The organism is Stenotrophomonas sp. PS02297, from assembly GCF_029959705.1.
Lineage (GTDB): Bacteria > Pseudomonadota > Gammaproteobacteria > Xanthomonadales > Xanthomonadaceae > Stenotrophomonas > Stenotrophomonas nitritireducens.
On record NZ_JASCOS010000013.1, the window covers coordinates 45,317 to 59,361 of the forward strand.

Annotated in this window: 13 protein-coding genes; 4 read left to right on the forward strand and 9 right to left on the reverse strand. The window is 69.4% G+C overall.

Annotated elements, in window-relative coordinates; translation table 11 throughout:
• Positions 1–75: 75 nt before the first annotated feature.
• Positions 76–2,082, forward strand: coding sequence for a M13 family metallopeptidase (locus tag QMX80_RS05260; protein WP_282275680.1), 2,007 nt, complete (start codon positions 76–78; stop codon positions 2,080–2,082).
• 239 nt (positions 2,083–2,321) lie between these two features.
• Here the strand turns inward: QMX80_RS05260 and QMX80_RS05265 are convergent, their stop codons facing one another.
• The 6 genes from QMX80_RS05265 to QMX80_RS05290 all read right to left on the reverse strand — a co-directional run bounded on the left by QMX80_RS05265 (position 2,322) and on the right by QMX80_RS05290 (position 7,989).
• Positions 2,322–2,990, reverse strand: a complete 669-nt coding sequence (locus QMX80_RS05265) for a rhomboid family intramembrane serine protease (RefSeq protein ID WP_055764704.1) — start codon at positions 2,988–2,990, stop codon at positions 2,322–2,324.
• Positions 2,991–3,335: 345 nt separating this feature from the next.
• Positions 3,336–3,680 (reverse strand): MGMT family protein, encoded by a 345-nt coding sequence (locus QMX80_RS05270; RefSeq protein ID WP_345782351.1) that lies wholly within the window; start codon positions 3,678–3,680, stop codon positions 3,336–3,338.
• On the reverse strand, positions 3,677–4,585 hold the full coding sequence (locus QMX80_RS05275) for a DMT family transporter (RefSeq protein ID WP_282275695.1): 909 nt from the start codon (positions 4,583–4,585) through the stop codon (positions 3,677–3,679). The genes QMX80_RS05270 and QMX80_RS05275 overlap by 4 nt, the downstream gene beginning before the upstream one ends.
• Positions 4,586–4,690: 105 nt before the next feature.
• The gene (gene gorA, locus QMX80_RS05280) at positions 4,691–6,043 is read right to left on the reverse strand and encodes a glutathione-disulfide reductase (RefSeq protein ID WP_282275682.1); all 1,353 of its coding nucleotides are present in this window, start codon (positions 6,041–6,043) and stop codon (positions 4,691–4,693) included.
• Positions 6,044–6,171: 128 nt separating this feature from the next.
• Positions 6,172–7,386: a DUF418 domain-containing protein gene (locus tag QMX80_RS05285; protein ID WP_282275683.1), complete on the reverse strand. Its 1,215-nt coding sequence runs from the start codon at positions 7,384–7,386 to the stop codon at positions 6,172–6,174.
• Positions 7,387–7,509: 123 nt separating this feature from the next.
• Positions 7,510–7,989, reverse strand: a complete 480-nt coding sequence (locus QMX80_RS05290; protein WP_055764699.1) for a peptidylprolyl isomerase — start codon at positions 7,987–7,989, stop codon at positions 7,510–7,512.
• A gap of 112 nt (positions 7,990–8,101) precedes the next feature.
• On the opposite strand from QMX80_RS05290, the gene QMX80_RS05295 reads away from it, so the two are divergent.
• The 3 genes from QMX80_RS05295 to QMX80_RS05305 all read left to right on the forward strand — a co-directional run bounded on the left by QMX80_RS05295 (position 8,102) and on the right by QMX80_RS05305 (position 11,018).
• Positions 8,102–8,635 (forward strand): C40 family peptidase, encoded by a 534-nt coding sequence (locus QMX80_RS05295; RefSeq protein WP_055764697.1) that lies wholly within the window; start codon positions 8,102–8,104, stop codon positions 8,633–8,635.
• Between the two features lie 168 nt (positions 8,636–8,803).
• The gene (locus QMX80_RS05300) at positions 8,804–9,487 is read left to right on the forward strand and encodes a C40 family peptidase (protein WP_235504230.1); all 684 of its coding nucleotides are present in this window, start codon (positions 8,804–8,806) and stop codon (positions 9,485–9,487) included.
• 196 nt (positions 9,488–9,683) lie between these two features.
• Positions 9,684–11,018: a sigma 54-interacting transcriptional regulator gene (locus tag QMX80_RS05305; RefSeq protein ID WP_282275686.1), complete on the forward strand. Its 1,335-nt coding sequence runs from the start codon at positions 9,684–9,686 to the stop codon at positions 11,016–11,018.
• A gap of 19 nt (positions 11,019–11,037) precedes the next feature.
• On the opposite strand, the gene QMX80_RS05310 is transcribed toward QMX80_RS05305, so the two are convergent.
• Genes QMX80_RS05310 through QMX80_RS05320 form a run of 3 tightly spaced genes read right to left on the reverse strand, consistent with a single transcriptional unit; the run spans position 11,038 to position 13,840 of the window.
• Positions 11,038–12,318 (reverse strand): hypothetical protein, encoded by a 1,281-nt coding sequence (locus tag QMX80_RS05310; protein WP_282275687.1) that lies wholly within the window; start codon positions 12,316–12,318, stop codon positions 11,038–11,040.
• Between the two features lie 49 nt (positions 12,319–12,367).
• Complete coding sequence (locus tag QMX80_RS05315; RefSeq protein ID WP_235504203.1) at positions 12,368–13,129, reverse strand: hypothetical protein; 762 nt, start codon at positions 13,127–13,129, stop codon at positions 12,368–12,370.
• Positions 13,130–13,141: 12 nt separating this feature from the next.
• Entirely contained in the window at positions 13,142–13,840 is a 699-nt protein-coding gene (locus tag QMX80_RS05320) for a C39 family peptidase (protein ID WP_282275690.1), read from the reverse strand.
• Between the last annotated feature and the right edge of the window lie 205 nt (positions 13,841–14,045).

A 14,045-nucleotide genomic window follows, 5' to 3' on the forward strand; every position in this document is an offset into this window, starting at 1 on the left:
CGCGCCGTGGTCTTCTCCCTGCATTCCCCGCTGGTAAACTCCGCCCACTTCCAGTCCTTGATGGATTCGCTGCACATGCCCAACGTTCGCCCGCTTCCCCTGGCACTGGCCTTCGGCCTTGCAGCCGTGCTGTCCGCGCCAGGCGCCGATGCCGCCCGCAAGAAGGCGGCTCCCGCGCCGCTGGTCAGTCCCGCCTGCACCGATTTCCACGACCAGGCCAACGCGGACTGGCTCAAGGCGAATCCGGTGCCGCAGGTCGGCGCGGTGACGGCGCTGGGACAGCTGGCCGACAACGCCCGCAACCAGCAGCGCCAGCTGCTCGAGCGCGCGATGAGCGCACCGCAGGGCAATGTGCAGAAGCTGCTGGGCGACTTCTGGGCCAGCGGCCTGGACGAGGCGGCGGTGGAGGCGGACGGCTCCAGGCCGATCGCGCCGCTGCTGGGCCGCATCAACGCGATCAAGAAGGCCAAGGACATCCCCGCCTCGATCGCCGCGCTGCACCAGGTCGGCATCCCGGTGGCGTTCAATTTCGCCCCGGACGTGGACCTGAAGGCGCTGGACCGCCACATCGGCTACTTCATGCAGGGCGGCATGGGCCTGCCCGACCCGGCGTTCTATACCCGCACCGATGCCGACACGGTCGCGCTGATGGGCCGCTACCGCGCCTACGTCAAGCAGATCCTGGCGTTGACCGGCACCCCGGCCAACAAGCTCGACGCCGAATCGGCGCTGGTGATCCAGCTGGAAACCGAGCTGGCGCGCAACGCGCAGCCGCTGGCCGGCATCAACAACCCGTTCAACAACTACGCGCCGGTATCCACCAAGGACCTGACCGGCCGCTACAAGAACCTGCAGCTGGACGCCTTCCTCAAGGCGCAGGGCGTCAACGACGACCTGGTGTCGCTGTCCGATCCGGCGCTGTTCCAGCAGCTCAACGGCCTGATCACCCGCCTGCCGGCCGACCAGTGGAAGGCCTACCTGCGCTGGCGCGTGGGCGATGCGATGGCGCCCTACCTGTCCAAGGCCTACCGCGACGCCGAGTTCGAGTTCCGCGGCCGCGTACTGCGCGGCCAGACCATCGCGCCGACCCGCCCGGAGCAGGTGCTGGAGGCGATCAACGTCGCCGCCGGCCCGATGCTGGGCCACGAATACGCCGCCGCCTATGTCAGCCGCGATGCGCTGCGCCAGGCCGGCCTGATGGTCGACCAGATCCGCGAAGCGCAGATCGCCGCGGTCAAGCGCAGCACCTGGATGAGCGCCGAGGCCAAGAGTGAAGCCGAGGCCAAGCTGGCCGCGCTGAAGATCGAGATCGGCAAGCCGCTGCGCGACCTGGACTACACCGTGCAACCGATGGGCCGCGGCAGCTTCGGCGGCAACATGCTGATCGCCTCGACCTGGCGTCATGCCCAGGAGATGAAGCGCATCGGCAAGGGCAACGCCGACCGTCGCTGGGATGTGCTGCCGCAGCAGCCGGCGCTGTCCTACGACCTGGCGCAGAACCGCCTGATCGTCACCGCCGCCGCGTTGCAGGGCCCGATCTTCACCGATGCCGCCGGCGTGCCCGGCAAGTTCGGTGCCTATGGCGCGCTGGTCGCCCACGAGATCAGCCGCGCCATCGACGCCAAGGGCGCGCTGGTCGACGCCAGGGGCGAGCTGCGCAGCTGGTGGACGCCGGCCGACAAGAGCGCCTGGACGCTGATCGGCAACCGCGTCGCCGCGCAGTACGGCGGCTATGCGTTCCCGGGCGTGAAGGATGCCAAGGTCAACGGCGAACTGACCCGCGACGAGAACATGGCCGACATCTCCGGTGTGGAAATCGCCTGGGACGCCTTCACCGCCGCGCAGCCCGACGCCAAGCCGGCCGACCGCCAGGCCTTCTTCCGCGCCTGGGCCTCGCTGTGGCCGCAGCAGCTCTCGCCCAACGAAGCGGTGCAGCGCCTGACCTCCGAGCCGCGCGCACCGGGCCGCTGGCGCACCAACGGCCCGCTGGCCAACCTGCCGGCCTTCGGCGCGGCATTCCAGTGCAAGCCGGGCCAGCCGATGCAGCGCACCGAAGCCGAGCAGATCAAGGTCTGGCGCTGATCCGCCAGCCCTTCTGAAAACGAAAAAGCCGCGGTTTCCCGCGGCTTTTTCGTCTCTTCGCGCCGTAAGGGAGCCCCCCCCCACGGGGCCAGGCAACGCCCCGCTGGGGCATCACCGATAAAGCCCGCCGGGCGCTGCCCGGCGCTACAGAGCGCTATACCTCGTAGAGCGGGGCAACGCCCCGCTGGAGCATCACCGATAAAGCCCGCCGGGCCCTGCCCGGCGCTACGGGACGCGCTTCACTTCACCCGGCGCAGATGGTTCGGCCGCCCACCACCGCCACGCCTGTTGAACGGCGGCTGCCCGCGCCAGTAGCGGATCAGCAGCCAGCCGAACAGCATGCCGCCCAGGTGCGCGAAGTGCGCCACGCCCGGCTGCCAGCCGGTGAAGCCCAGCATCAGTTCGATGGCGCCGAACACGATGACGAAGGTACGCGCCTTCATCGGGATCGGCGGGAACAGCAGCATCACCCGCTGGTTCGGGAACAGCATGCCGTAGGCCAGCAGCAGGCCGAACACGCCGCCCGATGCGCCCAGCACAGCTCCTCCCTCGCCCACCAGCGCCGCCACCAGCAGCTGGCACAGGCCGGCGCCGGCCACGCATACCAGGTAATAGGTCGCGAAACGCTTCTCGCCCCAGGTCAGTTCCAGCGGCGCACCAAACATGAACAACGCCAGCATGTTGAAGAACAGGTGGCCGAAGCTCCCGTGCAGGAAGCCATAGGTGAGCAGCTGCCAGGGTTGGAAGTTCTGCCCCGGCGAGAATGGATCGAAACCGCCGGAGCTGATCGGCCACAACACGAACGGCTCGAACGTCTGCATCCCCAGCAGGAAAGGCTGCTGCAGGACGAACAGGACGACGTTGGCGATCAGCAGCGCCTTGGTGACGGTGGGCAGTCGGGGAAACATGGCGGCATCCTTGGGAACTGCCGCCATGATAGCCGCGGATGCGGCGTCGCCTTCGCTGCTGCGTCATCGTCTTCGCGCTGACGCCCCACGGTTTCCGGCCAGGGCCAACCGCCGGTTCCGTTCCGCGCTCCACGCCCACGCTGCTTCGTGCGATCACCGAACCAAGGGTCGAGCGCTATAGGGTAAGCGCCGGCCGCTGGCCGGCCTCCTCACCAGGCCAGGATCGCGCGGGATTGCCAGGCGCAGGCCGCAAAGCGGCGGAGGCAAGAGCGATGGCGGGACGGGCCTGCGGTCTGCAATGCACCCCATGCGACGCCGGCGCGAAGGCGAGGACGCCCTCCGGCACTACCTTGGCGCCCAGATCTCCGCATCCAGGTCGCGCGCCGGCCGCTCGCGCCGGACCCGGCCGTTCTCGACCTGGACACCCTCGGCGCGCAACCGCTGGCCCTGTTCGCGCCAGCCGGCCGAGCCCTCGGGCATGGCGATGCGTCCGTCCGAACGCAGCACGCGGTGCCACGGCAGGCTCCGGTCCTCGTTGGCACCGAGCAGTTTCGCCACCAGCCGTGCGCGGCCAGGCAGGCCGGCCTTGGCCGCGACTTCGCCATACCCCATCACCTGACCGCGCGGAATGGCGCGGATCACCGCGAGGATGCGCGCGTGCCCCGCGCCGGCGTCGTCGGTGCGGCTCACCGCTTCCTGGCCACGCCGCTGCCCACCAGCAGCACGCCCAGCAGTACCAGCACGGTGCCGGCGCTCTGCCATGGGCCCATCGGTTCGTCGAGCAGCCATATGCTCAGCACAATCGTGGATACCGGACCCAGCATACTCACCTGCGCGGCCAGCGAGGAACCGATGCGCTTGACCCCGACCATGATCGCCAGCACCGGCAGCACCGTGCATACCGTGCCGTTGAGCTGCGACAGCCAGTACACCGGCGCCGGCTGCTGAGCGAGCGCCGCCAGCGGCTGCAGCAGCAGGTACTGGCCGATGCACAGCGCGCAGGCCACCGTACTGGCATAGGCGGTGAGGCGCACCGCGCCGATCCGCGCCACCGCCTGCCCGCTGCCGAACAGATAGACCGCGTAGCTGAGCGCGCTGGCGAACACCAGCGCCGAGCCGATCAACGTGCGCCGGCCCTCGAGCTGGATGTCGTGGCCGAACGCCAGCAATACGCCGAGGTAGCTGACCAGCAGCGCCGCGACCTGCAGCCGCGTCGGCCGCTGCCGCAGCACCACCAGCGCGATCAGCACCACCAGGGTCGGGCTGAGGTAGAGGATCAACCGTTCCAGCGTGGCGCTGATGTACTGCAGCCCGAGGAAATCCAGGTAGCTGGACAGGTAGTAGCCGCTGAAGCCCAGCACCACCACCCGCCACAGGTCGCCGCGCGACAGCGGCTGCGCCCGGCGCGCGGCCCATGCGCCCATCGCCACGAAGAACGGCAGCGCGACCAGCATCCGCAGCGCCAGCAGCGTGGTGGCGTCGGCGCCATGGCGGTAGGCGAGCTTGACGATCACCGCCTTGCCGGAGGCGGCGATGGCGCCGACCGCAGCCAGCAGCAGGCCGCTGGCAAGCAGGCGGCGCGAGGTGGTCGGCAGTGGGGAAGAAACAGGCGCCGGCGCAGCAGCGCGCCTGGAAGAAGCATTCACGTGATGACGGCATCCGGGGGAGATGGCCCCGGTATTATCCGGCCTGTGGCGCGCTCAGCGCATCAGCACCACTTCCTCGGCCGAGGTCGGGTGGATCGCGACCGTGTCCTCCATCTGCCGGCGGGTCACCCCGGCCTTCAACGCCACCGCGAAGCCCTGCAGGATCTCGTCGGCACCCTCGCCCAGCAGGTGGATGCCGACGACCTTCTCGTCCACGCCGGCGCAGACCATCTTGAACAGCGTGCGCACCTGCCCGTCGCCGAGCGCCTGCAGCATCGGCCGGAAGCGGCTGTGATACGTGTTGACCGTATCGAAACGCGCGCGCGCCTGCTCCTCGCTCAGGCCGACGCTGCCCAGCGGCGGGTGCGAGAACACCACGCTGGGTACGTTGTCGTAGTCCAGCCGCGCGTCCGGCTGGCCGCCGTACAGGCGATCCATCAGCCGGCGCGCAGCGGCGATCGCCACCGGCGTCAGCATCGCCTGTGCGGTCACGTCGCCCACGGCGAAGACACCGGGCACCGAGGTGTTCTGGAAGGCATCGACGGCAATGGCGCCCTGTCCATCCAGCGCCACCCCCGCCGTTTCCAGCCCCAGTCCACGCGTGCTTGGCGCACGCCCGGTGGCGAACAGCACGGTATCGAACACGGCATCGGCCGGACCGCCCTGCAACAGCGCGCGGATGCCGCCGCCATGCCGCTCCAGCGCCTGCACCCGGCACCCGAAGCGCACGTCGATGCCCTGCTGGCGCAGGTTTTCCGCCATCTGCGCGGTCATCTCACTGTCGAACCCGGACAGCAGCTGCTGCCCGCGCACCAGCAGCGTCACCTCGCTGCCCAGCCCATGCAGCACGCCGGCCAGTTCGACCGCGATATAGCCGCCGCCGACGATGGCAACACGCGCCGGCGCGGCCTGCAGGGCGAAGAAATCGTCCGATACGCCGCCCAGCGCCGCACCCGGCAGGTCCGGCTTCAGCGCATGCGAGCCGGTGGCGATGACGATGTGCGGGGCGTGCAGCCGGGTGCCGTCGTCGCACTCCACCGTCCGCGCGTCAAGCAGGCGGCCGCGCTGCGCGATGTGCGCCACGCCGGTGTCCTGCAGCCGCTGGCGGTAACTGGCGTGGATGCCATCGATATACCGCTGCCGGCGCTGCAGCAGCCGCGGCCATGCCACCTGCGGCGCCGCCGGCACGTCGAACCCCAGTTGCGAGGCCAGCGCGATGCGTTCGGCAAGGTCGGCCGCCAGCCACATCGCCTTCTTCGGCACGCAGCCGACGTTGACGCAGGTGCCGCCCAGCGGCGCGGGCTCCAGCATCGCCACCTTCGCGCCATGCGACGCGGCACGGAACGAAGCCGCCAGGCCGCCGGAACCGCCGCCGAGCACGACCACATCGAACGATCGCGTATTCACTGCTGTAACTCCTTGCTGCGTGGGGAAAGGGCGATCATCGGCGCGCCCTGCGGTGCAGTCGGCCATCGATTGTCCACCCGGCTGCTCATGCCGAGGCCGAGCATGCCATGCCCCGCCCCACGCTGCGGTTACTTCGCTCCCGCTTCGCCGCGGCGCAACGGCGGCAGGCGCCAATAGGTGATCGCCCGCCACAGCCATTCCATCGGCCCGAAACGGAAACGGCGCAGCCAGGCCCGGCTGAGCCCGACCTGCGCGGCGAACAGCGCCACTGCGAACAACAACTGCCAGGCGCGCCCCATCTGTTCGAACCACCCCAGCCCGTAGCCGTAGAACAGCAGCGTGCAGACCAGCGACTGCCCGAGGTAGTTGCTCAACGCCATCCGCCCGGCCGGCGCCAGCCCGCGCAGCGCATGACTCCAGCGCACGCCCCAGGCCAGATAGCCCAGGCACATCAACAGGCCGGCGACGGAGGTGGCGGCATAGGCCGCGGCCGAGCGCAGGTCGAACCGCCCCGGCGCCAGCCATGGCTGGTACCACGCGCTGGCCAGCATCAGGGCCAGGCCCAGCGGCAGGGCGCCCCAGCGCAGCCAGGCGAACAGGCGCCGGTATCCTTCGGGCCTGGCGATGGCGCCGCTGCGCGCGAACCAGCTGCCGATCAGGAACATGCCCAGCACCTGCGGCCCCACCACCAGCAATGCGCCCAGCGCCGTGCCGAAATCGCGCAGCCGCTGCAGCACCGCCTGCGGATAGGTGCCGTGCCCATAGGCCTGCCGCTGCGCCTCGATCGCCGCCTGCGCGTGCGCCGCCTGCGCGGCCGTGGTCTCGGCCGGCACCAGCATCATCAGCGCGCCCAGCAGCAGCATCAATCCAACCGCGGCCAGGTATGCGAGCACGCCCATCGCCGGCAGCCAGGCGCGCGGTGCCTCGCGGAAGGCCAGCAACAGGAAGGACAGCAGGGCATAGGCGACCAGGATGTCACCGGACCACAGCAGCAGCGCGTGCACCAGGCCGATGCCCAGCAGGCCCAGGCTGCGGCGCAGGTAGAAGCGGGTGAAGTCGCGCCCGGCGGCCTCGGCGCGCTGCGCCATCACCGCGAAGCCGGCGCCGAACAGCAGCGAGAACAGGGTGAAGAACTTGCCCTGCACGAAGATGTAGACGAAGGCATCCGCCCAGCGGTCCAGGCCCTGCCAGTGCGGGTCGATGCCGGTGGTGGACAGGTCCAGCGGGCCGGCGAAGCCCTCCATGTTCATCAGCAGGATGCCCAGCAGCGCCAGTCCGCGCAGCACGTCGAGCGTGGCGATGCGCTCGTCCGGCGCGATGGGCTGGAAGGTGGCGATGGACACGTCCGTGGTTCCCCCGTGGATGGACCGGCGATTAGAGCATGCGCCCATCGCCACCGTCCGCCTTCCGGAAACGAAACGGCCCGCACAGGGCGGGCCGTTCGTTGTCGTGCTGCCGGTCGGCGATCAGTGGTGGTGGCCGCCGTCGCCATGCACGTGGCCGTGCTGCACTTCTTCCTCGCTGGCCTCGCGGACCTCGACGATCTCCACGTCGAAATGCAGGTCCTTGCCGGCCATCGGGTGGTTCAGATCGACGTCGACCACGGTCATGCCGACCTTCTCGACGGTGACGGCACGCGGGCCGAAGTTGGTCTGCAGGATCACCTGCTGGCCCGGGACCAGGCGGGTCTCGCCGAAGTGCTTCTTCGGCACGCGCTGGGTCAGGCCCTCGCGGCGCTCGCCGTAGGCGTCGGCCGACTTCACGTCCACGCCGAAGCTCTCGCCGGCTTCCTTGTCCATCATCGCCGTCTCCAGGCCCGGGATGATGTTGCCGTGGCCGATCAGGATCGCCAGCGGCTCACGGTCTTTCGAGCTCTCGATCGGCTCCTGGCCGACTTCGGAAACGGTGTAGTGGAAACGGACGACGCGGTCTTTTTCGATCTTCATGCGCAACTCTTTCAGGTGGCTGCCCGCTGGCAGACGTAGGGACGGCCTTGCCGGCCGACGGGGAGGCGGCCATCATGGCAGCCGTCTTGAGGTGGCGCATTATCCGGGCTCCATGCACATCACGCCAGTTTTCCGGTACCGCCGCTGGCGGCTGCCGGCCCTGCTCGCCGCGGCCGCGGTCCTGGCCGCCTGCGGCCATGCTCCCGCCAAGCGCACCCCGCCGCCCCCGGCCACGCATTCCTGGCCGCAGGTGACGCCGGCCGACCCGGCCGCCGCCTCGTCGGTATTGATGCGGGCGCTGGGCCTGGTCGGCACCCCTTACCGCTATGGCGGCAACACGCCCGAGTCCGGCTTCGACTGCAGCGGGCTGGTCAGCTATGTCTACCGCGACATGCTGGCGCTGAACCTGCCACGCACCTCGCGGGAACTGGCCGCCGTGCAGGGACCGCGCATCGAACCGCGCCAACTGGCCGCCGGCGATCTGGTGTTCTTCGGCGACAAGGGCAACGTCTGGCACGTCGGCATCTATGTCGGCGAGGGCCGTTTCGTACACGCGCCGAGCACCGGCGGCACGGTCCGGCTGGATTATCTGGATGGCGCCTATTGGCGCGACCATTACACCGGCGCCAAGCGCGTGCTGCGTTGAAGTGTGAAATAAGTCATGGGGAATAATGAAAATTTAACGAAATTTGTACCTATACAAGCCGTTCACAGGGCATGATCGCCCATCGATTTTTTCCGTGACTGCCGCGTGACGAACGAAAATCCGTCCCATCCGGGTCAACCCGGTCACCGATTTCCCGCGTTCCGCCGGCTGCTTTGCGCCGCGGCACTGACCATCGCCGCCGTTCCGGCCTTCGCCCAGAGCGTCCCGGAAGCCGACCCCGCCGCGAAGCCGGCAGCGGCAAAGCCCGAAACCCAGCGCAGCAAGGCCGACGCCGCCGCTACCGCTACCCTGGCCGCCCTGCTCCCGCACCTGGCCGCCAACGACACCATCCCGCTGATGGACCGCTCGGCCATGTTCGCCGGCGACCTCAGCCGCCTGCTCTCGGCCTACGACGCGTCCAAGAGCGTCGCCAATGCGACCGATGCGGCGCTGGCCAACGACAACGACGGCAAGGTGCAGTCGATCCTGCGCCGCGCCATGACCCTGCTGGGCACCCCGTACCGCTGGGGCGGCACCTCGCCGGATGCCGGCTTCGACTGCAGCGGCCTGGTCGGCTACGTGTTCCGTACCGCCCTGGGCGTCGAGCTGCCGCGCGTCTCGCGCGAGATGGCCAGCCAGGCCAGCAACGAACTGATCAAGGACCGCTCGGCGCTGGTCGCCGGCGACCTGGTGTTCTTCGGCCGCAAGGGCCGCGTCGACCACGTCGGCATCTATGTAGGCGAAGGCCGTTTCCTGCATGCCCCGAGCACCGGCAAGGACGTGCGCACCGACACCCTGCTCAGCGGTTACTGGGGCGACAAGTTCATGCAGGCGCGCCGCCTGGACCTGTAACCTCGGACCGGCTCCCGACCCGATCCCCGACAAGCCGCGGCACCGCCGCGGCTTTTTCGTTGCCGGCAGGCCGCCGGCCGGATGAATGCCCACCACGCGGTTTCCCCAGCCTATTCAGGCACATATCCGGGTTTCCTGCACATTCCGCATCATTCATGAAAGGTATAAGTTGGTCGCCTGCAGCAAGGTGACCGTCATGTCCGCAACACCTGCTCCCTCCCGCCGCTGCGTCATCTGGTTCGGGACGCCCCATTCGACGGAACGGGCGCTGCTGGCTTCCAGCGGATGGCACATACGCGCGGTGTCGCCGTCGCAGGCCGGCGGCGTGGGAATGCGCAGCGAGGACATCGTGATCGGCGTGCTGGATTTCAGGACGTGCTCCGGCAGCGAGCTGGCGGCCGCCGCCGAAGTGGCCACCACGTACCGCCACCTTCCGCTGCTCGCGCTGCTGCCGCCGGCACTGGACGAGAGCGACATCCCGCTCCGGCACGCCCTGTCGAGTTGCCGGCACCGGTTGTCGCACCCGCTGGACCCTGCCGAACTGCTGCGGCAACTGGCATCGCTGCAGCAGGCATCCACGCTAGGCGGATCCGACGATGCGCTTGCCTGCCTGATCGGCGAGAGCGGCGCGATGCTCGCCATGCGCGCGACCCTGCGCAAGTTCGCGCCGGTCGACCTGCCGGTCCTGGTCACCGGCGAGACCGGCACCGGCAAGGAGGCCGCCGCCCATGCACTGCACCGCCTGTCGCCGCGCAACGGGCACCCCTTCCACGCGGTCAACTGCGGGGCGATCGCGCCGACCCTGCTGCAGTCCGAGTTGTTCGGCCACGAGCGCGGCGCCTTCACCGGCGCCACCGCGCGCCGCGCCGGGCTGTTCGAGAGCGCGCACCGCGGCACCGTGTTCCTGGACGAAATCGGCGACCTGCCGATGGAGGCGCAGACCAGCCTGCTGCGGGTGCTGCAGGAAGGCACGATCGAGCGCATCGGCAGCAACCAGTCGATCCACGTCGACGTGCGCGTGCTGGCCGCGACCCACGTGGACCTGGAACAGGCGATGGAACAGGGCCGCTTCCGCAGCGACCTGTATTACCGCTTGAACGTGCTGCGCCTGACCATGCCGGCCCTGCGCCGGCGCGAGGGTGATATCGAGTTGCTCGCCATGCACTTCCTGCACGAATTCCGCGCGCGACACCTCATCCGCGCACGCGGGTATACCCCGGCCGCGCGCCAGGCGCTGGCGGACTTCCACTGGCCCGGCAATGTCCGCGAACTGCTCAACCGCGTGCTGCGGGCGGCCATCACCACCGACAACGAACTGATCGACTGCGCGGACCTGGAACTCACCGCGCCGGCCGAAACCCGCACGCGCCTGCACGACGCCCACCTGCGCGACGAGCGCGAGACGCTGGTGGCCTGCCTGGCGCGCAGCCACTACAACATCAGCGCGTGCGCGCGGCTGATGAAGGTCTCGCGCGTCACCGTCTACCGGCTGTGCCGCAAACACCGCCTGCAGCTGCAGAGCCTGCGCTGACCCAGCCGCACGCCTCCGGCTAGAACGTGGAGGGCACCTTGAACGCCAGGCTGAAATCGGGCGCGTCGGGGGTGAGGCCGATGCCCAGCATGCTCACCAGCGTGGTCCTCGAGGTCAGCGCGTAGGTCACGCCGAGGTTCAGGGTGCCGGCGTTGGCATCGCTGCCGATCACCTTGACCCACTCCCCGCCCTTGTAGCGGGTCGAGGCGCGGGCGCTGAGCTTGTCGCTGAAGGAAATGCTCAGGCTGGTGCGCTCGTTGAAGGCGAACGCGACACCGGCGCCGAAGTAGTACGAGTCGCCCAGTTCGACCTGGCCCGGGTTGACCGTATCCGGATTGGAGTCGATGTCGGCGAAGCTGCGCTTGAACGAACGGATGTAGCCGATGTTGCCGAACAGGATGGCCGGGTCCGCCGTCTTCACCGCCGACAGGCCGACGCTGGCCTGCCACAGCCCGTTGCCGGTGGGCTGTTCGGCCGGCACCGCGAACCGGATGAAGTCGTCGTCGTCGCGCTCGATCACCTTCCAGTCCAGTCCATAGGGTTCGCGGCCGGTGGGCGCGGTGATGCCCACCGTCATCACCGTCTCCGGGCGCCGCGGCCCTTCCTGGAACAGGCGGTAGTTCGCACTGGCGGTGACATCGCCGATGCCGGCGCCATGGGTTTCCTCCTGCGCCACGGCCGCGGCCGAACCGCCGGCGCCGCCCTTCTGGTAGATCGTCTTGCGCGCGATGTACGGCACGTCGAGGTTGAGCGTCAGCTTCGGGTTGACGCCCCAGCGCGCGGCGAAGTTGTAGGTCAGCGAATCGGACTCCACGTTCTCGATGGCGATGTTGCCGAGGAAGATCGCATCCAGCGCCAGGAATCCGTTGAGGGTGAGCTGCTTGCGGTCGTAGCGCGCGTAGGTGAGGCTGTTTTCCAGCGTCAGCCGGCGATTGAAAAGGGCCGACTGCTGCTGTTTCACGTCGTCCACGCTGCGCCGCGCCGACTCCTTCGCGGCGCGCGCCTCGCTCGCGCTGCTGGCATAGCCCTCGCTTTCGGCAGGCGGCGCCGCGGGCAACGCGGCAGGGGCCGCCGGCGTCGCCGTCGCGGTCTTGCCGTTGATGCGCGCCTGCATCGCCTGCACCTGCATGTCCAGTTCACGCAGCCTGCGCACCTCCTGCGCATAGCCGGCCTTGAGGGCCTCCAGTTGCGCCATCAGGGCCCTGACACCCGCTTCGTCATCGGCGGCCTGCGCTTGCGCCTCGACTTTCGACGAGCACACCGCAAGGCCTACCAGCGCCGCCATCGCCAGCTGTTTCATTTTCGGATTCCTCGATCAATGTCCAGTTGCCGGTGCCGGCGACGCCGGCTCAGTATCCTGCCGCGATGCCGCCGCCGCGGGTCAGCGCGATGGCCTGCGCCACGTTCTGCGCCAACGGCAGGTTGTCGGCCAGGCCTTGCCTGACCAGGTCGATCTGCAGGCGGTTGGCGGCCTGTTGCCCATCGCCGGTCAGCGCGATGCGCTGGCCCACGCTGCCGCTGCGCAGCCACTGTTCGACCGCGCCCTGGCCATCGATCTGCAGCAGCACGTGCGCCGCGTCGCCGTCGAATGCGGCCACGGCGCTGGCGCCTTGCACCTGCTGCAGCGCCTGCCCGCCGGAGCCACCGCCGTCGGCCGGCGCGCTACCGTCACGCACGGTCAGGTGCATGGCGTTGCTGGCCCGGTTGCCGTCGCCGGCCACCTGCACGCTCTGCACCAGCCCGGCCACGTTGCGCAGTCCGCTGCCGTCCACGCTGCGCCCGCCGGTATCCGGCAACGGCGCGTCGGCCGCGGTGATGCTCACGCTGGGCGTGAAACTGACCTTCGGGACCTTGCCCTTGCTGAAATCCATCGCCAGCGTCAGCGCGCCCTGCAGCTGCTGGCCGGAAGCCGCCTGCCAGGTGGAGGTCATGGTCACCCCGAACCACGCCACTGCATTGCCGCCCACCGTGTAGCGGCCGCGCATCAGGCCCAGCTCCGCGTCCGGGATTTCCTGCAGCTTCCTGCCCGGCGCACTGCCGGCCTCGGCAGCATGTACGGGACAGGCCGTTGCCAGTGCCAGCATCAGGCCGGCGTACATCGCGATGTTCATGATCCGGTTCCTTCAAAACAGATCGGCATGGGTGAAGCCGAAATCCACCAGTTCGGCATCGGTGATCGCTGTCGCTCCCTGCCGCGCGTACAGCGCGCGGGCACTGGGCTTTTCGCTGGGCAGCAGCAACACGGTGTTGCGGTCGAAATCGCTGCCGATCACGATGAACACCGCGCGCGAGGGCCATGCGGCGAGGAAGTCCTCCAGCGGCAGCAGCCGGTTGCCCAGGATCGGGTCGGCCAGTTCGGCCATGTCCCCGCGCACCTGCTTGAGCACGACGAAATGGCGGAAGCCGCGCACGTCCATCAGCACCAGCCCGGGCACGCGCAGCGAGCGCAGCCGCTCTTCGCTGATCCGGTAACCGCGGCCGCGCATGCCCAGCGATTCGACATAGCGCTTGATGTCCAGCAGCGAGAAGCCGCGCTGGCGGACCAGCGCCGGATCCGACACGCCCATCATTCCCTCGATCACCGTCGATTCGTCGGCTTCCAGGTGGTAGGCGTAGCGCAGCACCGTGGCCAGCGCCGCCGCTCCGCAGCTGTAGTCGGTGTGCTGCCGGACCAGGTTGCGGAAGCGCCGCTCCTGCATGCTCTCCACCGGCTGCCGGTAGACCGCGCCGTTGGGCAGCACGCCGCTGAAGGCGACGTCGCCGGCGGCGCACGGCCATGCCGCGGACACGGCCCAGGCCAGCAGCAACATCCTGCGGTACATGGAGAATCTCCGGTGCGTATTGGGCAGGTGGGAGCCCTTGCCCGCAGGGGGGGACGGAACAAGGGCTCCCGGGATCGCCCGGCCATTGGCGGATGGCCGGGCGGATCGCTCGCGCCATGGCCCGCCGCTCAATGGCGGGCCCCGCCTGTCACTGGCCGCCGCCTTCGCCGCCGCCTCCACCACCCCCCCCCCCCGTGGTGGCCGG